Annotated in this window: 20 protein-coding genes; 13 read left to right on the forward strand and 7 right to left on the reverse strand. The window is 72.4% G+C overall.

The window, feature by feature from the left end:
• The first annotated feature begins 10 nt into the window (after positions 1-10).
• Complete coding sequence (locus DEI96_RS03405) at positions 11-3,397, forward strand: efflux RND transporter permease subunit (protein ID WP_258373013.1); 3,387 nt, start codon at positions 11-13, stop codon at positions 3,395-3,397.
• Here DEI96_RS03405 and DEI96_RS03410 read toward each other — a convergent pair.
• Both DEI96_RS03410 and DEI96_RS03415 read right to left on the reverse strand, forming a co-directional pair.
• Complete coding sequence (locus tag DEI96_RS03410; RefSeq protein WP_111024960.1) at positions 3,394-3,690, reverse strand: hypothetical protein; 297 nt, start codon at positions 3,688-3,690, stop codon at positions 3,394-3,396. The two genes, DEI96_RS03405 and DEI96_RS03410, sit on opposite strands and share 4 nt — an antisense overlap.
• 172 nt (positions 3,691-3,862) lie before the next feature.
• Complete coding sequence (locus DEI96_RS03415) at positions 3,863-4,879, reverse strand: alpha/beta hydrolase (RefSeq protein ID WP_146246981.1); 1,017 nt, start codon at positions 4,877-4,879, stop codon at positions 3,863-3,865.
• Between the two features lie 106 nt (positions 4,880-4,985).
• Here DEI96_RS03415 and DEI96_RS03420 point away from each other — a divergent pair, with 106 nt between their 5' ends.
• Together DEI96_RS03420 and DEI96_RS03425 are read left to right on the forward strand one after the other, a co-directional pair.
• Positions 4,986-5,840: a polyphosphate kinase 2 family protein gene (locus DEI96_RS03420; RefSeq protein ID WP_084741266.1), complete on the forward strand. Its 855-nt coding sequence runs from the start codon at positions 4,986-4,988 to the stop codon at positions 5,838-5,840.
• A 270-nt stretch (positions 5,841-6,110) separates the two neighbouring features.
• Positions 6,111-8,171, forward strand: a complete 2,061-nt coding sequence (locus tag DEI96_RS03425; RefSeq protein WP_284183628.1) for a DEAD/DEAH box helicase — start codon at positions 6,111-6,113, stop codon at positions 8,169-8,171.
• A 147-nt stretch (positions 8,172-8,318) separates the two neighbouring features.
• On the opposite strand, the gene DEI96_RS03430 is transcribed toward DEI96_RS03425, so the two are convergent.
• Positions 8,319-8,828 carry a mycothiol transferase gene (locus DEI96_RS03430; RefSeq protein ID WP_111024957.1) on the reverse strand — a complete coding sequence of 170 codons (510 nt, stop codon included), beginning with the start codon at positions 8,826-8,828 and terminating at the stop codon, positions 8,319-8,321.
• Between the two features lie 36 nt (positions 8,829-8,864).
• Entirely contained in the window at positions 8,865-9,443 is a 579-nt protein-coding gene (locus tag DEI96_RS03435; protein WP_111024956.1) for a MarR family winged helix-turn-helix transcriptional regulator, read from the reverse strand.
• 208 nt (positions 9,444-9,651) lie between these two features.
• Between DEI96_RS03435 and DEI96_RS03440 the strand changes: the two genes are divergently transcribed.
• The 4 genes from DEI96_RS03440 to DEI96_RS03455 all read left to right on the forward strand — a co-directional run bounded on the left by DEI96_RS03440 (position 9,652) and on the right by DEI96_RS03455 (position 15,734).
• Positions 9,652-10,251, forward strand: coding sequence for a M73 family metallopeptidase (locus tag DEI96_RS03440; RefSeq protein ID WP_110858866.1), 600 nt, complete (start codon positions 9,652-9,654; stop codon positions 10,249-10,251).
• A 68-nt stretch (positions 10,252-10,319) separates the two neighbouring features.
• Positions 10,320-11,519, forward strand: coding sequence for a S24/S26 family peptidase (locus tag DEI96_RS03445; protein WP_111024955.1), 1,200 nt, complete (start codon positions 10,320-10,322; stop codon positions 11,517-11,519).
• A gap of 61 nt (positions 11,520-11,580) precedes the next feature.
• Positions 11,581-12,744, forward strand: coding sequence for a metallophosphoesterase family protein (locus DEI96_RS03450; protein WP_111024954.1), 1,164 nt, complete (start codon positions 11,581-11,583; stop codon positions 12,742-12,744).
• Positions 12,744-15,734, forward strand: coding sequence for an AAA family ATPase (locus DEI96_RS03455; protein WP_111024953.1), 2,991 nt, complete (start codon positions 12,744-12,746; stop codon positions 15,732-15,734). The genes DEI96_RS03450 and DEI96_RS03455 overlap by 1 nt, the downstream gene beginning before the upstream one ends.
• A gap of 42 nt (positions 15,735-15,776) precedes the next feature.
• Here DEI96_RS03455 and DEI96_RS03460 read toward each other — a convergent pair whose 3' ends face one another.
• Positions 15,777-15,953, reverse strand: coding sequence for a hypothetical protein (locus tag DEI96_RS03460; protein WP_156463787.1), 177 nt, complete (start codon positions 15,951-15,953; stop codon positions 15,777-15,779).
• Entirely contained in the window at positions 15,950-16,759 is an 810-nt protein-coding gene (locus DEI96_RS03465; RefSeq protein WP_241660484.1) for a class E sortase, read from the reverse strand. Before DEI96_RS03465 ends, DEI96_RS03460 begins: the two co-directional genes overlap by 4 nt.
• A gap of 94 nt (positions 16,760-16,853) precedes the next feature.
• Between DEI96_RS03465 and DEI96_RS03470 the strand changes: the two genes are divergently transcribed.
• Entirely contained in the window at positions 16,854-17,327 is a 474-nt protein-coding gene (locus DEI96_RS03470; protein WP_111024952.1) for a GNAT family acetyltransferase, read from the forward strand.
• A gap of 7 nt (positions 17,328-17,334) precedes the next feature.
• On the opposite strand, the gene DEI96_RS03475 is transcribed toward DEI96_RS03470, so the two are convergent.
• Positions 17,335-18,258, reverse strand: a complete 924-nt coding sequence (locus tag DEI96_RS03475; protein ID WP_111024951.1) for an EamA family transporter — start codon at positions 18,256-18,258, stop codon at positions 17,335-17,337.
• Positions 18,259-18,294: 36 nt separating this feature from the next.
• Between DEI96_RS03475 and DEI96_RS03480 the strand changes: the two genes are divergently transcribed.
• The 5 genes from DEI96_RS03480 (at position 18,295) to DEI96_RS03500 (ending at position 23,575) form a co-directional block, all read left to right on the forward strand.
• Entirely contained in the window at positions 18,295-19,443 is a 1,149-nt protein-coding gene (locus DEI96_RS03480; RefSeq protein WP_111024950.1) for a CPBP family intramembrane glutamic endopeptidase, read from the forward strand.
• Between the two features lie 9 nt (positions 19,444-19,452).
• Positions 19,453-21,321: a DNA helicase RecQ gene (gene recQ / locus DEI96_RS03485; protein WP_111024949.1), complete on the forward strand. Its 1,869-nt coding sequence runs from the start codon at positions 19,453-19,455 to the stop codon at positions 21,319-21,321.
• An 87-nt stretch (positions 21,322-21,408) separates the two neighbouring features.
• Positions 21,409-22,155 (forward strand): lysophospholipid acyltransferase family protein, encoded by a 747-nt coding sequence (locus tag DEI96_RS03490; protein WP_111024948.1) that lies wholly within the window; start codon positions 21,409-21,411, stop codon positions 22,153-22,155.
• 135 nt (positions 22,156-22,290) lie between these two features.
• Positions 22,291-22,635, forward strand: coding sequence for a hypothetical protein (locus DEI96_RS03495; protein WP_111024947.1), 345 nt, complete (start codon positions 22,291-22,293; stop codon positions 22,633-22,635).
• A gap of 229 nt (positions 22,636-22,864) precedes the next feature.
• Positions 22,865-23,575, forward strand: coding sequence for a M23 family metallopeptidase (locus DEI96_RS03500; protein ID WP_284183629.1), 711 nt, complete (start codon positions 22,865-22,867; stop codon positions 23,573-23,575).
• Positions 23,576-23,585: the final 10 nt, after the last annotated feature.

Here is a 23,585-nt window from a genome sequence, read left to right on the forward strand (position 1 = left end):
GATCGATGACGTGCACCTCCTCTCGGTCTTCAGCCTGCGCAACCGGGCCCTCATCGCGCTCGTCACGATCGTGGTCGCGGTCTTCGGCGGCATCGCGCTCTCGAGCCTCAAGCAGGAGCTGATCCCCAGCGTCGAGTTCCCGCAGGTCGCGATCGTCAGCGCCTACCCCGGAGCCACGCCAGAGGTCGTGTCGAACGACGTCTCGACCAAGATCGAACAGGCGATCCAGGTCGTCCCGGACCTCGAGTCGACCAGTGCGACCTCGTCGACCGGGCAGAGCGTGGTGTCGGCGTCGTTCCAGTACGGATCGAACCTGGCCAGCGCCGAGGACAAGATCCAGACCGCGGTGAACGCGCTGTCGCTGCCCGACTCGGTGCAGACGCAGATCGTCACCGGGTCCTTCGACGACCTGCCGGTGCTGCAGGTCGCCGTCTCGGCGTCCGGCAACCAGGAGCAGCTCGTCGACCGGCTGCAGGCCTCGGCGATCCCCGACCTCGAGAAGCTCGACGGCGTGCGGCAGGCGGACGTCTTCGGCAACCCGGGTCGTCGCGTCGTCATCACGCCGGACCAGGACGAGCTCGCCGCCCGCGGCCTCAGCCAGACGGCGATCTCGGATGCGCTCGACGACAACGGCACCCTGATCCCCGGCGGCACGATCACGGAAGACGGCTCGACCCTGTCGGTGCAGACGGGCGAGCGGATCGCTTCGCTCAAGGACATCCGCGCCCTGCCACTCACGAGCTCGTCGAGCTCGTCGAGTTCGGACGAATCCGGGTCGGGTGCCGCCGGTGCCGACGGGACAGCCTCGTCCGGTGACGGCACGGCCGCGGGTGCGACCGGCACGGGGGCGACCGGTGCCGGTGCGACCGGGACCGGCACGGGCGCGACCGGCACCGCTCCCACGGGTGACGCCGCGGCGGGCGGGTCGACGACCGCGGCCACGCCGACGGACACCACCCTGGGCGACGTCGCGAAGGTCGCCATCACCGAGTCGCCGCGCACCTCCATCAGCCGCGTGGACGGGCAGCAGGCCCTGACGATCTCGATCACGAAGACGCAGGAAGCCAACACCGTCGACGTCTCGAACACCGTCCGCGACGCCCTGCCCGGCATCGAGGACAAGATCGAGGGCGACCCCCGCTTCACCGTCGTCTTCGACCAGGCGCCCTACATCCAGCAGTCCATCGACTCCCTGGCCGAAGAGGGCCTGCTCGGGCTCGCCTTCGCGGTGCTCGTCATCCTGGTGTTCCTGCTGTCGTGGCGCTCCACGCTCGTCACCGCGATCTCGATCCCGACGTCGGTGCTCCTCGCGGCGATCGGCATGCGCGCCGCCGGGTACACGCTCAACATCATCACGCTGGCGGCCCTCACGATCGCGATCGGCCGCGTGGTCGACGACTCCATCGTCGTCATCGAGAACATCAAGCGGCACATGCTCCCGGGCGTCGACCGGGGCCAGGCCGTGCGGGACGCCGTTCGCGAGGTCGCCGGCGCGGTCACCGCCTCGACCCTGACCACCGTCGCGGTGTTCCTGCCGGTCGCCTTCGTCGCAGAACTCGTGGGGGAGCTGTTCCGACCGTTCGCCGTGACGGTCACCCTGGCGCTCGTCGCGTCGCTGTTCGTCTCGCTCACCATCGTGCCGGTCCTGGCGTACTGGTGGCTGCGCCCGCCGAAGGCGAAGCCGGGTGACGCGGCGACGGCAGCGGAAGCACCCACGGACGCGGAAGCGGCACCGTCGGCGATCGATGCCGAGCGCGCGCACGAGGGCGACCGCTCGGAGGGTGCGCTCGCCTCCGCCGCGGACCTGCACGACGCCGGCCGGGTCGACCGCCTGCGCCGCGTCTACCTGCCGGTGCTCCGGTGGGTCGTCCGCAAGCCGGTCGTCGTCATCCTGCTCGCCGTGATCGTGCTCGGCGGAACGGTCGCCACGCTGCCGTTCGTCACCACGAACTACCTCGGCGACTCGGGGCAGAACACGTTCACGGTCACGCAGGACCTGAAGGCCGGTTCGAGCCTCGCCGTCCAGTCCGAGTCCGCACGCAAGGTCGAGCGGGCACTGCAGGACGTCGACGGCGTCGAGACCGTGCAGACCACCATCGGCACGAGCGGCCAGTCGATCCAGGCGGCGTTCGGCGGGGGCGGCAGCGCCTCGGTGCAGTACGCCGTCACGACCGACGCCGAGGCCGACCAGCCCACGATCCAGGCCGACGCCCGGAAGTCGATCGGGAAGATCAAGGACGTCGGCGAGGTCACCATCGCGTCCTCCGGCGGCGGGTTCGGTGGCAGCAGCGACATCGAGGTCGACGTGACCGCGCCGACCCAGTCGCAGCTCGAGACGGCGTCGCGCCAGGTACTGAAGACCATGCAGTCGGTCCCGGACACCACGGGCGCCACGAGCAACCTGTCCGCGGCGGAACCGTTCCTCGCCGTCCGGGTCGACCGCCAGGAGGCAGCGTCACTCGGCCTCACCGAGACCCAGGTGGGTGGCCTCGTCGCCGCCGCGGTCTCGCCGCGCGACACCGGCAGCATCGAGATCGACGACGCGACGCTCGACGTCTACATCGCCGACCCGGAGCCGCCGACCACCATCGCCGCGCTCCGTGCACTCGACGTGCCGACGAGCACCGGCACGGTCCCGCTGTCCGACGTCGCCACGGTCGAGGAGTCCGAGGGCCCCACCACCGTCACCACGACGAACGCGGCCCGTACCGCCACGATCACCGTGACGCCGGACGCCACGAACCTCGGTGCGGCCGTGCAGTCCGTCACGACCGCCGTCGACGAGCTCGACCTGCCGAAGGGTGCGACCGCCTCGATCGGTGGCGTCGCCGCCAGCCAGTCGTCGGCGTTCTCGCAGCTCGGGCTCGCGGTGCTGGTCGCCGTGCTGATCGTCTACGTGATCATGGTCGCGACGTTCCGGAGCCTGCTCCAGCCGCTGCTGCTGCTCGTGTCGGTGCCGTTCGCGGCGACGGGCGCGATCCTGCTACAGATCGCGTCGGGCGTCCCGATCGGTGTCGCGTCGCTGATCGGTCTGCTCATGCTCGTCGGCATCGTCGTGACGAACGCGATCGTGCTCATCGACCTCGTCAACCAGTACCGACGGCGCGGGTTGCGGGTGCGCGAGGCCCTGATCGAGGGCGCCACACGACGCCTCCGTCCGATCCTGATGACGGCGATGGCGACGATCTTCGCGCTGCTGCCGATGGCGATCGGGCTGACCGGCAAGTCCGGCTTCATCTCGCAGCCGCTGGCACTGGTGGTGATCGGTGGTCTGGTGTCGTCGACGCTGCTGACGCTCGTGGTGCTGCCGGCGCTGTACTTCGTCGTCGAGCGGGCTCGCGAGCGCCGCGCGGATCGGCGGGCGGCGAGGCAGACGGAGCCGGGCGAAGCTGCCTAGCGGCGGTACTCGGCGTCGATGGCGGCGAGGGGCGAGACGACGACGCGCTCGGTCCGCTCCTCGCGCTCGACCGCTCGGAACCACGACACGAGCACCAGGGTCAGCGTCACGAGGAACACCACGGCGGCGACCTGTGACACGACGGCCAGCTGTCCGGTGACCGAGGCGTACCCGCCGAACGACACGGCGGCGACGAACGACAGCCCGAGCAGCAGCTCCCCGAACGTCTGCAGCGCAGGGCGGTCCCAACGGGTCGCAGCGGCGCGGGCAGGGCGGGTCGAGGTGTCGGTCACCCCCGAAGTCTGCGGCCAGGGGGTCGGCAGCGGCAGTCCCGACTCCGGGTGGCACCCACCCGGGGCACGCGGTCGGTCTCCTGCGCCGACAGCCGACAGCCGACAGCCGACAGCCGGCAGCCGGCAGCCGGCAGCCGGCAGCCCCAGTCGGCAGCGGGTCGGCCGCCCGCGGTCAGCCCAGCTGCGTCCGCAGGAACGTGACCACGCGGCGGCTCATCGCCTCGTCGAGCTGAGCGATCGAGTGGGCCGTGCCCTCGACCGCCACGAACGTCACCGGGACGTCGTGGGACCGGAGCGTCGCGGCGAACTCCTGCGACTCCCACATCGGGATGAACTCGTCGGTGGAGTGCCCGATGAAGAACGGCGCGGTGTCCGGGGTGACGTGGAACTCCGGCGACGCCCGCGTGGCTGCCGGACACCTGGCGTACGACCGGCACCCGAGGTAGAGCAGCTGCTTGCGCTGGAAGGCCGCGGACACGCCGTCGGGCTCGGTGGACCGGGTGGTCAGGTTCGTCGGCCCGCTCAGGTCGACCACGGCACGGATCCGGTCACCGTCGGCGTACGCGGCGGAGTCGTGGTCGGTGACGGCGAGCATCGCGGCGAGGTTGCCGCCGGCGCTCCCGCCGAACACGCCCACACGCTGGGAGTCGACGTCGTAGGTCTCGAGCGTCGCGGGACGGAACACGTAGTCGAGCGCCCGGCGCACGTCGTCGAGCCCCGCCGGGAACGGGTCCGTCGGCGCCAGCCGGTAGTCGACGTTGAACGTCACGAAGCCCTCGGACGCCAGGTACTTGCACACGGACCGGTACGCGGCCGTCGCCTTGTCACCGTGCGACCAGCTGCCGCCGTGGATCATCAGGACCGCCGGGCGTCCGGTGGTGGCCTCGACCGCTTCGGCATCGGGGTCGGCGGTGGCCGAGGCTGACGGCGTCGCTGTGGGCGTCGCCGTCGTCGCGGGGTCGCTGTCGGCGGGCAGGCACACGTCGAGGCGCTGCAGCGGGTCGGTGCCGTAGGGCACGTCGGCCACCACGTCGATGCCGTGGTACCGCAGCGACAGCGGGTAGATGACGCTGTCCGCGGTCACGGTGGCGTTCTCGTCGCCGACCGGGTCCGTGCTGCAGGACGCCATCGCGCCGAGCGCCACCACCGCGGCGACGAGCGCGAGCACTGAGCGGCGGCCGGACTTCATCACGTCCACGCTAGCCGCCCCGGCGACCGCTCACGTCACCCGAGCGGAGGATGGCAGTGCGAGGATGAGCACGGCAGCCGCCGACCGGAGCACCGCAGGAGGACACGTGAGCAATCGCAAGGCCTGGAACGCCGATCCCGAACCACTGCTCCGCGTCGAACCCGGGTTCCGCCTGGACCAAGTGGACCCGGACGGCACCCCGGGCTTCCCCGGCCGCAAAATCGACGGCCTCGAAGCCCTCGCCGCCGGCGCCTCGCGTCTCGCCGCCCTGCAGGAACGCCTGTACGCGGCATCGACGGCCGGCGACGAGCGCCGGGTGCTGCTCGTGCTGCAGGCGATGGACACCGCGGGCAAGGGCGGCATCGTCTCGCACGTCGTCGGTGCGGTCGACCCGAACGGCGTGCACTACGCCGGCTTCAAGGCCCCGACGGCCGAGGAGCGCGAGCACGACTTCCTCTGGCGCATCGAGAAGCAGCTGCCGGCAGCCGGGCAGCTCGGCGTGTTCGACCGCTCGCACTACGAGGACGTGCTCGCCCAGCGGGTCCGTGGGCTCGCCGCGCCGGACGAGATCGAACGCCGCTACGGTGCGATCACCGCGTTCGAGGACGGCCTCGCCGCCGCCGGCACGACCATCGTCAAGGTGATGCTGCACATCTCGAAGGACGAGCAGCGCGAGCGTCTCGGCGACCGGCTCGACCGCCCCGACAAACACTGGAAGTTCAACCCGAGCGACATCGACGACCGCCTGCTCTGGGACCGCTACCAGCAGGCGTACCAGATCGCCCTCGATCGCACGTCGACCCCGCAGGCGCCCTGGTACGTCGTCCCCGCGAACCGCAAGTGGTACGCCCGCCTCGCCGTGCAGCAGCTCCTGCTCCGGGCGCTGGAGGACATGCACCTGTCCTGGCCGAAGGCCGACTTCGACGTCGCCGAGCAGCGTCGTCGGCTCGCGGAGTCCTGAGCGCGCGACCCCCGGCATGGAGGCCCGTCCCGCGCCCGGCACGCCGCCGCCGGACCGCGCGGGGCTGGCGTCAGGGCACCGGCTCGCGTAGACTCACTCGGTCGGCCTTCGACGTCGTGACATTGTGATCACGGAAATTCTGCTGGGTGTGTGTTGCTCGAGGGCTGGAATCACGTCGACTCGCGACGGGATGAACCCCCTCTCCGCAAGCAGCCCCCGCCGATGTCGCTGTCGGGCGCTGCGGTACGTTGCGCACCCGAGAAAGCAGCCATGGCCCCGTACAACAAGGGCGGCGCGGACAACCGCGCCTCCGACCGCGTCCGCCACCCGAACGGCACCCCCGCCGCCCGCAGCAGCAAGCACCGCGGGTTCCGCGCCGCCGACTCGTCGCAGCCGCGCCAGAAGCAGCGCTGGGACGCCGAGGAGCGGCGCGGTCGCGCGTCGCAGGGCGAGCGTCCGGCCCGTCCGAACTGGGAGCCGCGTGACAGTGGCGGCCAGCGTCGCCCCGATCGCGACGACCGTGGTGGTCGCGGCTTCAACCGCGATGACCGTGCCCCGCGTCGCTTCGACCGCGACGACCGTGCACCGCGCAGCTTCAACCGTGACGACCGTGCGCCGCGTCGTGACAACGACGACCGTCCTCGTCGCTTCGACCGCGACGACCGCGCCCCGCGCAGCTTCAACCGTGACGACCGTGCGCCGCGTCGTGACAACGACGACCGTCCTCGTCGCTTCGACCGCGACGACCGCGCCCCGCGCAGCTTCAACCGCGATGACCGTGCGCCGCGTCGTGACAACGACGACCGTCCTCGTCGCTTCGACCGCGACGACCGCGCGCCCCGCAGCTTCAACCGTGACGACCGTGCGCCCCGTCGTGACAACGACGACCGCCCGCGTCGTTCGTTCGACCGCGACGACCGTGCACCGCGTTCGTTCAACCGTGACGACCGTGCGCCGCGTCGCGACAACGACGACCGTCCGCGTCGCTCGTTCGACCGCGACGCTCCGCGCAAGTTCGACCGCGACGACCGCAGCGACCGCACCCCGCGCCGCTCGTTCGACGAGCCCGAGCGCGGCAAGTTCGTGCCCGCAGACGACGTCAAGCTCGAGAAGCTCCAGGCCGAGGCCACCATCGCGGCCGACGTCGAGGGCGTGACCTTCGGCGACCTGGGCATCGGTGGCAACATCTCCCGCGCCCTGCAGGAGCTCGGCGCCTCGAGCCCGTTCCCGATCCAGGCGGCGACGATCCCCGACGTGCTCGCCGGCAAGGACGTCCTCGGCCGTGGCCGCACCGGCTCCGGCAAGACCATCGCCTTCGGTGCGCCCCTGGTCGAGAAGCTCATGGAGCACGGCGGCGGCACCAAGCGCAAGATGGGCCGCGCCCCGCGTGCGCTCATCCTCGCGCCGACCCGTGAGCTCGCCCTGCAGATCGACCGCACCGTGCAGCCCATCGCCCGTTCGGTCGGCCTGTTCACGACGCAGATCTACGGCGGCGTGCCCTACGGCCGCCAGGAGGGCGCACTCGAGCGCGGCGTCGACATCATCGTCGGCACCCCTGGCCGTGTGCAGGACCTGATGAACAAGGGGAAGCTCGACCTCAGCGAGGTCATCATCTCCGTGCTCGACGAGGCCGACCACATGTGCGACCTCGGGTTCCTCGAGCCGGTGCAGGAGATCCTCTCCGCCACGGCCGAGGTGACCCCGCAGGGCAACCGCGCGCAGAAGCTGCTGTTCAGCGCGACGCTCGACACCCAGGTCGCGGCGCTCGTCGAGCAGTTCCTGCACGAGCCGAGCGTGCACGAGGTCGCGGGTGAGGACCAGGCGTCCTCGACCATCGACCACCGTGTCCTCGTGGTCGAGCAGCGCGAGAAGGACCGTCTCCTCGAGGAACTGGTCGCCGGCGACGGCAAGACCATCGTCTTCGCCCGGACCCGCGCCTACGCCGAGCGTCTGGCCGACCAGTTCGAGGACGCCGGGATCCGCGCGACCTCGCTCCACGGTGACCTGAACCAGTCGCGCCGCACGCGCAACCTGCAGCTGCTCACCAGCGGCCGGGTGAACGTGCTCGTCGCCACCGACGTCGCCGCCCGCGGCATCCACGTCGACGACGTCTCGCTCGTCGTGCAGGCGGACGCCCCGGACGACTACAAGGCGTACATGCACCGCTCCGGCCGCACGGGTCGTGCCGGCAAGGAGGGCACGGTCGTGACGATCGTCCCGCGCGGCCGCATCCGCAAGATCGAGGGCATCCTCGAGCGCGCCGAGATCGAGGCGGACCTGGTGCAGGCCGCACCCGGTGACGGCATCGTGTCGGAGCTCGCCGCGCGCTAGTCGCGACCACACGACGGACGGGAGGCCCGGTACCAGCTGGTACCGGGCCTCCCGTCCGTCACATGGTGAGCACCAATGGTCGGGTCGCGACGTCGGACCCGACCATTCCTGCTCACGAAGCGGCCGTGCGCCCGCGCGACCGCGCGCTCAGCGGTTGAAGAACAGCAGCCCGCGCACGAAGCCCGCCTGTCCGGCGTGCTGCGTGCAGTCGTCCAGGATGCTGACGAGTCGCGCGCCGGCCGTGACGGGCGGGTCCCACGCGTCGTCGACGACGGGGTCGAGGTCGTCCGGGCCGAGCGTGCCGAGGTACGCGACGGTGCGCTCGTGCACGGCCCGCAGGTACCCGGTGAGCAGCTCGGCAGATGCCCGCACCCGCCCGACGTCGTCGCGGGACATGCCGTAGCCGAGCGCCTCGGCCGGGAACGGCAGACCGAACCGGTCGTACCAGCCGTCCGCCGTCCAGACCTGCTCGGAGCCGGCGAGGTCGGCGATCTGCACGTCCTGGCCGCGGGCGATGTGCCACGCGAGCCACGCCAGCGTGTTCGCCCCGGCTGCCGGTCGTGCCGCGAGCTGGTCTTCGGAGAGCCCGTCGACGGCCCGCTCGACGGTCTCGGGGATGCGGGAGAACGCTTCGGTGAGGAGTTCAGAGGGGGTCATGGCGCTCACGCTACGCGCGGGCCGTGACACAGGCTGTCACGCTGTGGACGACCGGTGGTGGCGTTCCAGGGCGGCGGCGAACCCCTCGAAGGCGGCGGCGACCACGGCGCGGTCCGACGGTGCGACGACCTGTTGGAAGGCCTGCGAGTAGACGGCACCGACCTCGCGGGCGACCGCCGTGCCCGACGGGGTGAGGTGCAGCAGCACGCTCCGGCGGTCCTCGGGGTTCGGGCGACGCTCCAGGTGTCCGTGCTTCTCGAGCCGGTCGATCAGCGACGTCATCGCCCCGGTGGTGAGCTCGAGGTACTCGCCGGCCTGCTTCGGGGTCACGCCGTGGCCGCCGGCTGCGTTGAGGAAGAACACGAAGCGGGTGTCCGTGGCGTTCAGTCCGCGGCTCGTGCTCTCGTGGTGCAGGACCCGTGCGTGCTGCATCTGGAGCACCCGGAAGGCGGTGAGCAGTCGCGGCAGGTCGGCGTCGGGGTCCGTGCCGGCGGTGACGGGGTCCATCGCGGTGACGTCGGGCGACATCGGTGCCGGTGGCGTGGTGGGGGCGACGCGCGCCGCGGGGACGGCGGGTGCGTGCGGGGGGAGGACGACCGGGTCGGTGTCCGTCATGGGAGCTCTTCTCGGGTACAGGGTGGGAAGTTCAGTCAACAAGTAACTCACTCGTCAAGATACCCCCATCAGTGGGGACATCTCAGGTCTTGTGAGCTGCTCGAACGCCAAGTAGCTTGATCGTCGTACCACCTCGGCACGTAGCGCGACCAACCACCGCGGGCCCGTCCGAACCACCGATCAGATCTCTTCCTCACGGAGTCCAACCATGTCTCGTGTCACGCCTCGTGCTGCCCGCCTCGCCGCCTGGATCGCCATCCCCGCTGCCCTCGTCGCCTCGGGGGTCGTCGTCTCGACGGCCTCGTACGCGGCCTTCTCCTCGACCACCGTCAACCCGACGAACAACTGGACGGCCGGCAGTGTCGCCCTGTCCGACGACGACAACAACACCGCGCTGTTCACGGCGAACAACCTGAAGCCCGGCTCGACCGGTGCGAACTGCATCGCGGTGACCTCGACCGGTTCGCTGCCCTCGGCCGTGAAGCTCTACGGCACGAACGTCTCGACCACGAAGGACCTGGCGGCGAACGTCAACCTGACCATCGAGCAGGGCACCGGCGGCGGCTTCGGCTCCTGCTCCGGCTTCACCCCGGCCGCCACCGGCGGCTCGCTCTACAGCGGCACCGTCGCGGGCTTCGGCGCCGCCTCGACCAACTACGCGACCGGCGTCGGCACCTGGGCCCCGACCGGCACCGCGTCCGAGACGCGCGTCTACCGCGTCACCTACACGGTCTCGAGCACCGCCCCGAACACCGTGCAGGGCGGCACCGCAGCCCTCGGCTTCACCTGGGAGGCCCAGAACAGCTGAGCCGGGACCGGGGCCGAACCAGCCCCGTCCGTTCCCTCTCCGCAACGCGCCCCCGGTCGAAGGCAGTCATGAGCAGCATCGCAGTGCACGGTGGTCCCGCCCCGCACGCAGCGGTCCGTGACGCCGTCGACTGGGGGCGCGTCGTCGTCGCCACCCTCGCCCGGGGCGTGGTCGCGACGCTGCTCGGCCTCGCGCTCTGGGCGGCCGCGCCGGCGCTCATCGGCTGGCAGCCGACCACCGTGATGACCGGTTCGATGGAGCCGAGGATCGTCCCCGGCGACGTGGTCGTCTCGCGTCCGGTCGGCTCGGGCGAGATCGCGACGGGCAAGGTACTGCTCGCCGACGACCCGGACCAGGCGGACCACCTGCGCATGCACCGGTACGTCGAGGACGGCCCCGGCGGCACCATGGTCACGAAGGGCGACGCCAACCCCCAGCAGGACTCCACGCCGATCGAGCGCTCCGCCGTGCACGGCATCGCCTTCCTGCGCATCCCCTTCATCGGGACACCGATCCGGTGGATCAGCGCGGGGGAGTGGGGTCTGGTCGCGATGCTCGCGCTCGGCCTGACCGCGGTGCTCGCGCTCTGCACGATCGACGGGTCGCTCCGGCGACTCGTCGAGGCCGACGACGACACCGACGCCGCCGCCGGTGGTCCGGACGACGCGGCCGGCCCGGACGACGCAGCCGGTCCGGTGGACGGTACGGACGACGGCCGGGAGGCGCGGGACGGCGCCGCCACGGGCCTCCCGTCCGCCGCCTCCACCGTCCTCACCCGTCGCGCCCTGCGTCGACGAATCCGTCGCAGGCGGCGGCTGCGCCGCCTCGGCGGGGGCGCAGCGGTGCTCGTGCTCGCCGCGGCGGCTGGCGTGCTGCTGCCCGGGACGGCGGACGCGGCCCCGTGGTCGCGGACCACCGTCGCACCGACCGCGGCCTTCACAGCGGGCACGGCGACCGGTGTCCCCACCCTGACCTGTGTGCCGGCCGGGTCGAACACGGTGACGATCGCCTGGACCTACGACAACGGCGCGACCGTGCCGGTGTCGTTCGACCTGATGAACGGGACGACGCAGGTGGCCAGCACGACGACCGTCGGGGCCCGTTCGATGACGTACGGGGGCGCCGGACTCCTGAACCTCGGCACCACCTACACGCTGCACCTCCGCACGAACCTCGGCAACAACTGGACCGCGACGAGCACCCCGACGGTCAAGGTCCGGGTCGTCTCGGTGCTGGGCCTGGCGTCCGCGAGCTGCGTGACCGCCTGAGTCCTCCACAGGGCACCGCGAGGTGTCCGGAGATGTCCCCGGCCGGCGTTACCGTGGCGGCATGCGCATCCTGCACACCGGCGACTGGCACCTCGGCCGCACACTGCTGGGTGCCGACCTGCTCGAGCACCAGGCCGCGTTCACCGACTGGCTCGTCGACCTCGCCCGCGAGCGCGCGGTCGACCTCGTCGTCATCGCCGGCGACGTCTACGACCGTGCGATCCCGCCGGTGGACGCCGTCCGCATGCTCTCCCGTGTGCTGGAGCGTCTCGCCGAGACCACGACGGTGGTGCTCACCCCAGGCAACCACGACTCCGCCGCGCGGCTCGGCTTCGGTGCCGGCGTGATGGGGCGGCGTGTGCGCATCCTCGCCGAGCCGGCCCACGTGGCCGATCCGGTGCTCGTGCCCGACGACGACGGCCCGGTGGCCGTGTACGGCATCCCGTACCTGCACCCCGACCTCACGCGGTACGCCCTGGCGGCGGTCCCGGACGAACCCCTCGCCCGCTCGCACCACGCCGTCGTGCACGCCGCCACCGAACGGATCCGCGCTGACCTGGCGACGCGGGCCGGCACCCGCAGCGTCGTCGTCGCGCACGCCTTCGTCGGGGGTGCCGACCCGAGCGACAGCGAGCAGGACATCCGCGTCGGCGGCGTCGACCGCGTGGCCGAGTCGGTGTTCGACGGGTTCGACTACGTCGCCCTCGGGCACCTGCACGGCCCGCAGCGCGTCGGCGAGGGCGACCGGATCCGGTACGCCGGGTCGCCGCTGGCGTTCTCGTTCGGCGAGCGGCTCCAGCGGAAGTCCGTGACCATCGCCGACCTCGACGCGGCCGGTGCCGTCACCGTCGAGCTCGTGCCGACCCCGGTACCGCGGCGGCTCGTCGACGTGCGGGGCAGCATCGACGCCATCGAGTCCGGGGAGTTCCGGGCCGACGCCGACGCCTGGGTGCGGGTCGCGGTGACCGACACCGTGCACCCGGAACGCATGTACGCCCGTGTGAAGGGCCACTTCCCGCACGCCCTGGCGATCACGCACGAACCGGCGGACCGGCCGGCCGCCACCGCCGCGCGGGCCGTCACCGCGACGTCCGACCCGGTCGAGGTCGCCGGCGACTTCGTCGCCTTCGCCACCGGCGGGCTGCCCGACGACGACGAACGGGCGGTCCTCACCGAGGCGTACGAGGCAGCGGCGCTCGCCCTGCAGCGCGAGGGGGACCGCTGATGTACCTGCACCGACTCGAACTGCGCGCCATCGGTCCCTACCCCGACCTCGTGACGATCGACTTCGCGGCGCTGGCCGCCTCCGGGGTCTTCCTGCTCGAAGGGCCGACCGGTTCCGGCAAGTCGACGATCATCGACGCCGTCGTGTTCGCCCTGTACGGCGGACTCGCCGGATCTGACGCCAGCTCCGACCGGCTGCACAGCCAGCACGCCGACCCCGCGGTCGAGCCGTTCGTCGAGCTCGTGTTCGAGACCGGTGCGGGCACGTACCGGGTCCGGCGCACCCCGCAGTACGACCGCCCGAAGCAGCGGGGGACCGGCACCGTGAAGCAGCAGGCGTCCGTGCAGCTGTTCCGGCTCGCCGCGCCGACCGACGTCGCCGGCGAACCCATGTCGTCCCGCATCCCCGAGGTCGGGGTCGAGGTCGCCCGGATCGTCGGACTCGACCGCGCGCAGTTCCTGCAGACCGTGGTGCTGCCGCAGGGCGAGTTCGCACGGTTCCTCCGCTCCCCGGGTGAAGACCGCCGGAAGCTCCTGCAGTCGCTGTTCGGCACCCAGGTCTACGACCGCACCGCCGACGAGCTCGCCGCTCGCCGCCGGGCCGTGCAGGCCGAGGTCGAGGGGGCCGACGACCGTGTCCGAGACGCCCTGGCCCGGTTCGCGCAGGCGGCCGACCTCGCCGAGGCCGACGAGTCCGTCGTCGCCGGCACGGTGGCGTCCCTCCGTGCGACGGCCGACGCGGCCGGGGCGGCCCGGACGGCTGCGGCTGCCGCTGCGACGGCGGCGACCGAACACGAGCGATCGGTGACGGCCCGTGCGGCCGCCCTCGAACGGCGAGCGGCGCTGCTGCGGCGGCAGACGGTCCTGAACGACGACGCCCCGGCGATCGAGCAGGCGCGGGCCGCGGTCGCGACGGCCGAGCGCGCCGCCCGGGTCGCCGCGATGGCCGACGGCCTGGACGCCGCAACCGTCCGGGCGGACGACTCCGCCGCGGCAGCCGCCCGGTTGCGCGAGCAGCACGCACTCGGCGCCGTCGACGCACAGCAGGTCGCCCGGCGCCGCGACACCCTGACCGACGCCCTGTCCGACGTCCGGCACCTCGTCGCGGTCGAGGCCGAGGCAGACACCAGGCGCACCGCCATCGCCGAGGCCTCCGCGACCGCATCGCGCCTCACCGACGACCTCGCCGCCCTCGACACCGCGCTCGAGGCCCGGCCGACGGAACGAGCCCGGATCGTCGAGGCCGCCCGCACCGCCTCGACGACCGCTGCCGACGCCGACGCCGCCGCGCACGAGGTCACCCGGGTGCAGGCGCTCCGCGCCGACCTGGCCGCCCGTGATCGCGCCGAACAGCGCGTCGCCGGTGCCGAACGCATCGTGGCCGATGCCCGCCGTCGGGCCACCGAGGCGCTCGACGCCGAACGCTCCCTGCGCGAGCGGCGGATCGCCGGACTCGCCGGAGAGCTCGGTGCCGCGCTGACCCCCGGCGACCCCTGCCCGGTGTGCGGATCGACGGCGCACCCGTCGGTGGCCGCGCCGCAGGACGACCACCCGACGATCCAGGCGGTGGAGTCCGCGGGCGACGCCACGCGTACGGCCGACCAGCAGCTCGCCGACGCCGCGGCCGACCTGGCCGTCGAGCGCGCCGAGCACGTCCGACTGACCGACGTCGTCGGCGCCGTCGACACGGTCGCCCTCGACGGCATGGCGGTGGCCGCCGACGAGCGGGTCCGAGCGGCGCACGACGCCGCGGCGCTCGTGCTGGAGCACGAGCGCGAGCGGACGGCGCACGACACCGCGACGCGGGCGCTCGAGCGTGAGCGGAACGACCTCGACGCCCGGCGCACGGTGCTCGCGTCGACCGCGGCCTCCGACGCCGAGCGGCTCGAGGCCGACCTGCGATCCGTGCACGAGGCGATCGACCGGCTCGCAGCACTGCTCGACAGCGACGACGGCAGCTCGCCGGTGTCGCTCCGGGCCGTGGTCGACGAGCTCGACGGACGGCTGACGGTGCTCCGCGCCGTCGCCGAGGCCGACGACCGCGCGGCTGCCGCTGCCCGCGCGCGCGACGAGCGCAGCGCCGAGGTCGCCCGGGTCCTCGACGAGCAGGGGTTCCCCGACGTCGACGCCGCACGAGCCGGCCTGCTCGACCCCGACACCGTCGCACGCTTCCGCAGCAGCATCAGCGCCGCCGAGGCCGAACGCGCCGTCGTGCGGGCAGGGCTCGACGACCCCGCGGTGGTGCAGGCCGCCGACGACGATCCGGAGCAGCTCGACGTGCCGGCGGCCCAGGCCGAACGGGTCCGCGCGACGGCCGAGCTCGACGAGGCCACCCGGCTCGCGGTGACCGCAGTGCACCGCGCCGAGGCCGTCGAGCAGTGTGCGACCGAGGTCGACCGCACCGTCCGTGCCCGACAGGAGACTTCGGCCCGCAGCCGCGCGGTCGTCCGGCTCGCCGACGTCGCGAACGGGGTGACATCGGTCAACCCGACCGGCATCACGCTCGGCACCTACGTGCTCATGCGGCGCTTCGAGGACGTCGTGGCGGCGGCGAACGACCGGTTGCGCGGCATGCTCGCCGGGCGCTTCACCCTCGAGACCTCCGACGAACGGGAATCCGGGTCACGGGCGCGACGGACGGGGCTCGCCCTCGCCGTGCACGACCACACGACCGACACCGTCCGTGATCCCCGCAGCCTGTCCGGCGGCGAGACGTTCACCGTGTCGTTGTGCCTGGCGCTCGGGTTGGCCGACGTCGTGCAGGCCGAGGCCGGCGGGGTCTCGCTCGGCACCCTGTTCGTCGACGAGGGGTTCGGCACGCTCGACCCCGAGACCCTCGACGACGTCATCGGGCAGTTGTCGCGACTCACCGCGGGCGGGCGACAGGTCGGGATCGTCAGTCACGTCGAGGAACTCAAGCAGCGGATCCCGGAGCGGATCGCCGTGCGACGCACCCCGGCCGGCGGGTCGCAGGTGACGACCACGGTCTGACCAGACCAGACCAGACCAGACCAGACGAGACCGGACCGGACGCTACGGGGTCGGCGTCGACTCCACCGTTCCGTCCGGCGGCGGCAGGATGTCCGCGGCGATCCACGGGAACACCCACTGGAACAGCACGAACACGATTGCGACGAGGAGCACGAGCAGCTCGAGCACCTTCAGGGCGGTGGGGCCGGGCAGCAGCCGCCAGACCAGGGGGAAGATCACTTGGCGGTCTCCGAGAGTTCCTTCGGGGTGCCCTCGGACGCGGGCATCCAGTAGTCGAGCTTCGCGTGCGTCACGAACCGCTCCGCCGCGGACCACATCGGGTGGCAGGCGGTCAGCGTGAGCCAGCGGTCCTGGGGGGTCGGTTCCACACCGGGCTTGTTCGGCACCGGCGCGATCGTCTCGATCTTGTCGGGCGTGACGATCTGGCTGTCGGTGACCTTGTAGACGTACCAGACGTCGAACTTCGTCTTCGCGTCGGTGACCCGGACCACGACCGAGTCGCCCTTCTTGAGCTCCGCGATCTGGTTGAGGGGCTTGCCGTAGGTGACCCGGTGTCCGGCGACGGCGAAGTTGCCGGGGGCGCCGGGCATCGCGGTGTCCTGGTAGTGGCCGAGCCCGATCGTGTTGAGGACCTTCTCACGATCCGTGCCCTCGCCGATCGGCCGGTTGTAGTCCTTGCCGAACCGTGGGATCTGCATCGTGCCGAACACGTCGGACAACCCCGGCGGTTCGTCCAGCACGGGTGCGGTGCCGCGGTGCTCGGTGCCCTCGACCTTCGGGGTCTTGACCTGGTCGAGGCCCTGCACGAGCTTCGTCTGCTCGTTCACGGCGACCACGTCGGTCCACCATGCCGTCCACACGACGTACAGGCCGGTGCCGGCGCCCGCGATGATGAGCAACTCGGCGACGAGCGACACGATCGCGCCACCGACCGTCTGCCGTCTGCGCGGGGAACGCCGGGACCGCGAACCGGCTTCGTCGTCCCGTGCGCTGCGGCGCGACGGGAGGGTGTCGTGTGCGGTCACGGGGCTCCTGATCGGCTGGGTGGTCGGACAGGTCTATCAGATCACGGCGACAGGCCGGTGACGACGTTCTCCCCACCCCCGTTAACGTGGGGGCATGGAGTACCGGATCCGCCCTTTCCGCACCGAGGACACCGACGCGGTCGTCGCCCTGTGGGAATCGTGCGGCCTCGTCCGACCCTGGAACGACCCCCGACGTGACATCGCCCGCAAGCTGACCGTCCAGCCCGAGCTCTTCCTGGTCGCCGAGCCCCAGGCCGCCGACATCGGTACCGGTACCGGTACCGACGACACCGACACCGACGCCGGCGTCGTCGCCGCGGGCATGGCCGGCTTCGACGGGCACCGCGGCTGGGTGAACTACCTCGCCGTGCGCCCCGACCTGCAGGGCTCCGGCCTCGGTCGCACCCTGATGGCCGAGTTCGAGCGGCTCCTGACCGACCTCGGTTGCCCGAAGCTCAACCTGCAGGTGCGTGCGGGCAACGAGCAGGTGCTCGGTTTCTACGCGTCCCTCGGCTACACCGACGACCGCACGGTCTCGCTCGGCAAGCGCCTCATCCCCGACGCCTGACCGCGCGCTACGCCAACGCCAGCGCCACCGACGCGACGAACGCCAGCACGATGCCGATCCACTGCTGCGCGGTCAACCGCTCCCGCAGCACCACCCCGGCCAGCACCACCGTGCCGATCGGGTAGAGCGCGTTGAGCACACTCACGACGGGCAGGGTCGCCGGGTCGTCGCTGCTGTGCAGCCCCGCCTGGATGAACACGTTCGCCATCGCGTCGAAGACGCCGCACACGGCGACGATGACCAGCAGCCGCGGACCCCATGCGCGACTCGACCGAGGCCCGCGGACGGCGGCAGCCCCGTCCGGGCGGGCCGACGTCGGGGCGGACACCGGGCCTCCCGTCCGGAGCACGACGACGATCGCCGCCGCACCCAGCAGCACCGCCTGCAGCACCCGCGCGACCACGAGGGGCGCGATGCCCGAGTCGGCCGGCGTCATGTCGTAGGCCAGCACGATCCCGCCGAAGCCGCACCCGGCGACGGCGGCGGCGGCGACGCCCCGGGCGGTGAGCCGCGCGCCCGAGGCGTCCCGGACCACCGCGACCAGGACCACCGCGACGACCGCGACCACGAGCGCGCCGGTGGCCACGGGCGACAGCACGGTGCCGCGGAACAGCGCGACGAGCACCGGCACGACGGCCGCGAAGACGGCGGTGACGGGGGAGAGCACGCTCATCGGCCCGATCGCGAGCGCCGCGTAGAGCAGCAGCACCCCGACGCCGCCGGAGAGGCCGGCGACCGCGCCCCAGACCGCGGCCGGCCACGAGAACACGCCACCCAGGACCACCAGTCCGACGAGCAGCGGCACGATCCCGATCGCGGCGGCCACCGCCGTGACGACGACCGGGCGGACCCGGCGCGAGGCGAGTCCGCCCAGGAAGTCGGCGAACCCGTAGACGATCGCGCCGGACAGGCCGAACAGGACGGTGAGCACGGCTCCCATCCTGCCCGGCCCGGTACCCTGCGGTGCGTGAGTGTTCCCTACCAGCGCCTGCCCCGGATCGACGGACGGTGGAGGTGGTGGCGGCCGCTCGTCGCCCTCGCGTTCCTGGCGGGGTGGTACCTCGTGTCGCAGATCGTCATCGCGGTCGCGTACTTCGTGCCGATCGGCGCAACGCAGGGGCCGCAAGCCCTGATCGACCTGCAGAACGACCTGGCCGGTGGCGCGCTCGACCCCACCGACCCGCTGATCCTGTCGCTGTCGCTCGTCTCGCTCGTGGTCCTGCTGCCGGGCATCCTGCTCGCCGTCAAGATCGCGCGGATCGGACCGGCCGGCATCCTGTCGTCGACGCGGTTCCGGGTCCGGTGGGCCTGGACGGCGTGGTGCCTGCTGCCGACGCTCGTCATCGCGGCGTTCATGTTCGTCTGGCAGACCGGCCTGTTCTGGGACGGCGGGATGATCACGACCGACGGCGGCTTCGCCTGGAACCACGACGCGATCGGCCAGTCGACGGTCTCCCTCGGCACCCTCACCCTGACGATCGTCCTCGTCGTCCTGCTCGTCCCGTTCCAGGGCGCTGCCGAGGAGTACATCTTCCGCGGCTTCCTCATGCAGACCGTCGCGTCGTGGATCCCGCGTCGCGTCGGCACGGTCATCGCCGTGGCGGTCTCGACGGTCGTCTTCGCGGTGCTGCACATCCCGAACGGCTACAACGTCTGGGGCATCCTCGACGTCGGCTCGTTCGGCCTGATCGCGGCGATCATCGTCCTCCGGACCGGCGGGCTCGAGGCCACGGTCCTGCAGCACGCGTTCAACAACATCATGATCTTCGTGCTGCAGGCGCCCGGCTGGTCCGGGATCGACCTGACCTCGTCGGACGCGAACGGCACGTGGCAGGGCACGCTCGTCACCCTCGTCACGTCGCTCGCGTTCTGGGGCATGGTCGAGTTCCTGGCGTGGTGGCGGGGGCTGGACCGCCGGTTCGCCGGCCACGAGGCGCCCCGGTTCCGCGGTGTGACCCCGGCCTGGGCGGGCGGCGTCCGCTGGACCCGGCCGGGAGGCACGGGCTGGGCGACCACGCCGGCCCGCGCCGACGACGTGGCCGGTTCCGACCACCGTGCCGGCTCCGGCACGGACGGTGCTGTGGACAGTGCGGTGGGTGTCGCCGGTCGCCCGTAGGCTCGTGACATGAGCACCACGCCCGCGTCCGCTGCCGTGCCTGCTCCCGCTGCCGTGTCCGCACCCCGTGCCGCTGCGCTCGACGTGCTGCACCGTGTGTGGGGCTACGACGACTTCCGCGGCGAGCAGGCGGCCATCATCGACCAGGTGGTGGCCGGCGGCGACGCCCTGGTGCTCATGCCGACCGGTGGCGGCAAGTCCCTCTGCTACCAGGTGCCGTCGCTCGTCCGCGACGGCGTCGGGGTCGTGGTGTCGCCGCTCATCGCCCTCATGCAGGACCAGGTCGACGCCTTGGCGGCGAACGGCGTGCGGGCCGCGTTCCTCAACTCCACGCAGGGCCCCGACGAACGGTCCCGGGTCGAGCGGGCGGTCGTGCAGGGCGAGGTCGACATGCTCTACCTCGCGCCCGAGCGGCTCCGGCTCGAGTCCACCCGTGCGCTCCTCGACCGGGCGCGCGTCTCGCTGTTCGCCATCGACGAGGCACACTGCGTCGCCCAGTGGGGGCACGACTTCCGCCCGGACTACCTCGAGCTGAGCGTCCTGCACGAGCGGTGGCCGACGGTGCCGCGCATCGCCCTGACCGCCACCGCGACGCCGCAGACCCACCGCGAGATCTCCGCACGGCTCGGCCTCGACGACGCCGCGCACTTCGTCGCCGACTTCGACCGGCCGAACATCCAGTACCGCATCGAGCCGAAGACCGGGGCGCTGCAGCAGCTGCTCACCTTCATCCGCACGGAGCACAGCGGCGACGCCGGCATCGTGTACTGCCTGTCCCGCAACTCCGTCGAGCGCACGGCGTCCGCCCTGGCCGAGCAGGGGATCAACGCCCTGCCGTACCACGCGGGCCTCGACGCCCGGGTGCGTGCCCGCAACCAGTCGACGTTCCTGCGCGAGGACGGCGTCGTCATGGTGGCGACGATCGCGTTCGGCATGGGCATCGACAAGCCCGACGTCCGGTTCGTGGCGCACCTCGACCTGCCGAAGTCGGTCGAGGGCTACTACCAGGAGACCGGCCGTGCGGGTCGTGACGGGCTGCCGGCCACCGCGTGGCTCGCGTACGGCCTGAACGACGTCGTGCAGCAGCGGCGGATGATCGACCAGTCCGAGGGCGACGCCGCACACCGTCGGCAGCTCAGCGCCCACCTCGACGCCATGCTCAGCCTGTGCGAGACGATCGAGTGCCGCCGGGTGCGGCTGCTCGCGTACTTCGGTCAGGAGAGCACGGCGTGCGGCAACTGCGACACGTGCATCGCGCCGCCGGAGTCGTGGGACGGCACCGTCCCCGCGCAGAAGCTGCTGTCCACCGTCGTGCGGCTCGAGCGTGAGCGCCGCCAGCGGTACGGCGTCTCGCACCTCGTCGACATCCTGATCGGCAAGCGGTCGCCCCGCGTGCAGGAACTCCAACACGACACCCTGGCGACCTTCGGCATCGGCGCGGACCTGTCCGAGGGCGAGTGGCGCGCGGTCGCACGACAGGTGCTGGCCCAGGGCTACGCGGCGGTGTCGGGCGACGGCTTCGGCACGGTCGTCCTCAGTCCGACGAGCGCCGAGGTCCTGACCGGCAAGGTGCAGGTGCGGATGCGTCGCGACCCGGTCAAGGCTCCGCGGGCCGGCCGCAGCAGTCGACGGACGGTCGTCACTGACATGCCGCAGGAAGCCGTCGGCCTGTTCGAGGCCCTGCGAGCCTGGCGTGCAGCCGAGGCCCGCGAGCAGGGTGTCCCCGCGTACGTGGTGTTCAACGACGCGACGCTCCGGGGCATCTCCGCCGTCCGACCGGCCGACGTCGACCAGCTCGGCGAGATCTCCGGCGTCGGCGCGGCGAAGCTCGAGCGGTACGGGCGCGCGGTCCTCGACGTCGTCGCCGCGGCCGACTGACGCCCGGCGACCACTGCATGCCGTTCCGGGCATGTGCCCTCCGCGCGCCTCATTACACTCGGTAGCTCGTCACCACGAGGAGGTCCGGTGTCCGGTTCGACGAAGTTCGCCACCGTGCTCAGTCGCGCGGTGGTGACCCCGCTCGCCCGGTTGCTGTGGCGCCCGAAGATCATCGGTCGTCGGAACGTCCCGAAGCGTGGTGCGGTGATCCTCGCGAGCAACCACCGCTCGTTCATCGACTCGCCCGCGATCACGCTCATGGCACCGCGCAAGGTGTCGTTCCTGGCGAAGCAGGAGTACTTCACGGGTTCGGGCCTCAAGGGAGCGGTCTCGCGCGCGTTCTTCGGGGGCATCGGTGCCATCGGGGTCGAGCGTGGTGCGGGGGCGGCTGCCCAGCAGGCGCTTGACCTCGGGCTGGCACGTCTGCAGGAGGGCGAAGCGTTCGCGATCTACCCGGAGGGCACGCGCTCGCTCGACGGCCGGATCTACAAGGGCCGCACGGGTGTGGCGTGGCTGGCGCTGACGAGCGGTGCCCCCGTGGTGCCCGTCGCACTCACCGGCACCGAGGACGTCCAGCCCGTCGGGTCCCGGCTGCCGAAGCTCGCCCGCGTGACGATCGAGTTCGGGCAGCCGATCGACCTGTCGTCCTTCGGTGAGGCGTCGTCCGGTCGTGCTCGGCGCCACGCGACCGATGCGGTGATGGCGGCGATCCAGGAGCTCAGCGGCCAGGAGCCGGCGAACGCCTACAACAACCCGCCCGCGACGATCGTCGAGCGGGTCCGTCGTGCGCTGCAGCCGGACGACCCGACCGCTGCTGCTGTCGACCCCGACTGATCCCCGCGACTGTCCGGTCACTATTGCACATCTGAAATATTGATGGTTGAATGGCGGACGTGCCGCTCGGCACGCCGCCATCGCCGGTCGCCCGAGAACGACCAGCCACGACTTCCAGATCGGACCGTCCGCAGCATGTCCTCCACCCCGCTCTTCGACTCCATCGCCCAGCGTCGCGATCAGGCCGACGTTCCGTACACCACTCCCACACCGGCGCTCGCCGTCGTGACCCCGGTGCCCACCTCACCGATGTCCGCGCCCGTCCGTCCGAGTGACTCCACGCTGGTGCCGGCCGCCCTCGTCGCCGCGATCGACGAGATCCCGGTCCGGGTGGCATCGGCCCTGGTGACCGAGGTCACGATCCGGCCCGAGCACCTCGTCCTGGTCGAGACCGTCGCCGACGCGATCACCCGCGCGGTCGTCGACGCCGTCGTGTGCGAGCTGGACCGGATCGCCCGTGACGGCGTCGTCCGCGTCTGACCGGGCTGGTCACCGCACGATGACGAGCCCCGACGACGGCCTGCCCCGGCGCCCACGCGGTGCCGAGCGCCGCGCCGCCGCCCGACCGACCGCGCCCCGGCCGCGCCGTGCACGGCACGCTGCACAGCCGGGGCAGCTCCGAGCCGCCGGGGTGGCGGTGCCCCCTCCCGCCACCCCGGCTTCCACCCAGCCCACACGACGCATCCGGCCCACGCAGCCTGCCGCTCCCATGCAGCCCGCCGCACCCGAGCATCCCGCCGCTCCCGCGCGCCGCCGCCCCGCGTCCTTCCGGATCCCCGCCCGGCGGACCCTCCCCGCCGCGGCAGTGACCGCCGTCACGTGCCTGTTCGTCGCGGTCGGCTCCCCGCAGACCGCCGTCGCTGCTCCGGCCGCTCCGGAACCCACGTCGGCAGCCACCGGCACGCAGCACTTCGTCGCCGACGGTTCGTCCGGGCCGACCGCCGGCCGCGACGACTTCTCGGTCGGCCGTGCAGCGGCAGCGCTCCGGGTCCCCGGTGGCTCGGGCTCGACCGGTGGCGCCGCCCGCCCCACGGTCGGTGCGATCCCGGACGCCGGTGGCTTCGGCTCCCGCTGGGTCGTCGGCTGCGCGGCCTGCTCCTCGAACCACCAGGGGGTCGACTTCGCCGCGGCCATCGGGACCCCGGTCGTCGCCGCGCTGCCCGGCCGGGTCGTCTCGGCGGGTGCCCTGGGGGGCTACGGCAACCAGGTCCTCCTGCAGCACGCCGACGGCACCGCGACCCGGTACGGACACCTGTCGGCGATCGACGTCCGCCCCGGCCAGGTCCTCGGCGCGGGGGAGCGGCTCGGGGCCGTCGGCAACACGGGCGTCTCGACCGGCGCCCACCTGCACTTCGAGGTCATCGTGGCCGGCACCCCGATCGACCCGGCCGCCTGGCTGCAGGCTCGCGGGCTCCTCTGACCACGTCGGG

Origin of the sequence: Curtobacterium sp. MCLR17_031 (assembly GCF_003234775.2) — a bacterium.
Lineage (GTDB): Bacteria > Actinomycetota > Actinomycetes > Actinomycetales > Microbacteriaceae > Curtobacterium > Curtobacterium flaccumfaciens.

Excerpts from the sequence above, each read along its gene's own strand:
- DEI96_RS03440 (WP_110858866.1), top strand. The coding sequence starts at position 9,652 with ATGTCTCGTGTCACGCCTCGTGCTGCCCGCCTCGCCGCCTGGATCGCC.
- DEI96_RS03495 (WP_111024947.1), top strand. The coding sequence starts at position 22,291 with ATGTCCTCCACCCCGCTCTTCGACTCCATCGCCCAGCGTCGCGATCAG.
- recQ (WP_111024949.1), top strand. The coding sequence starts at position 19,453 with ATGAGCACCACGCCCGCGTCCGCTGCCGTGCCTGCTCCCGCTGCCGTG.
- DEI96_RS03445 (WP_111024955.1), top strand. The coding sequence starts at position 10,320 with ATGAGCAGCATCGCAGTGCACGGTGGTCCCGCCCCGCACGCAGCGGTC.
- DEI96_RS03425 (WP_284183628.1), top strand. The coding sequence starts at position 6,111 with ATGGCCCCGTACAACAAGGGCGGCGCGGACAACCGCGCCTCCGACCGC.
- DEI96_RS03415 (WP_146246981.1), bottom strand. The coding sequence starts at position 4,879 with ATGAAGTCCGGCCGCCGCTCAGTGCTCGCGCTCGTCGCCGCGGTGGTG.
- DEI96_RS03450 (WP_111024954.1), top strand. The coding sequence starts at position 11,581 with ATGCGCATCCTGCACACCGGCGACTGGCACCTCGGCCGCACACTGCTG.
- DEI96_RS03470 (WP_111024952.1), top strand. The coding sequence starts at position 16,854 with ATGGAGTACCGGATCCGCCCTTTCCGCACCGAGGACACCGACGCGGTC.
- DEI96_RS03430 (WP_111024957.1), bottom strand. The coding sequence starts at position 8,828 with ATGACCCCCTCTGAACTCCTCACCGAAGCGTTCTCCCGCATCCCCGAG.
- DEI96_RS03455 (WP_111024953.1), top strand. The coding sequence starts at position 12,744 with ATGTACCTGCACCGACTCGAACTGCGCGCCATCGGTCCCTACCCCGAC.
- DEI96_RS03435 (WP_111024956.1), bottom strand. The coding sequence starts at position 9,443 with ATGACGGACACCGACCCGGTCGTCCTCCCCCCGCACGCACCCGCCGTC.
- DEI96_RS03500 (WP_284183629.1), top strand. The coding sequence starts at position 22,865 with ATGCAGCCCGCCGCACCCGAGCATCCCGCCGCTCCCGCGCGCCGCCGC.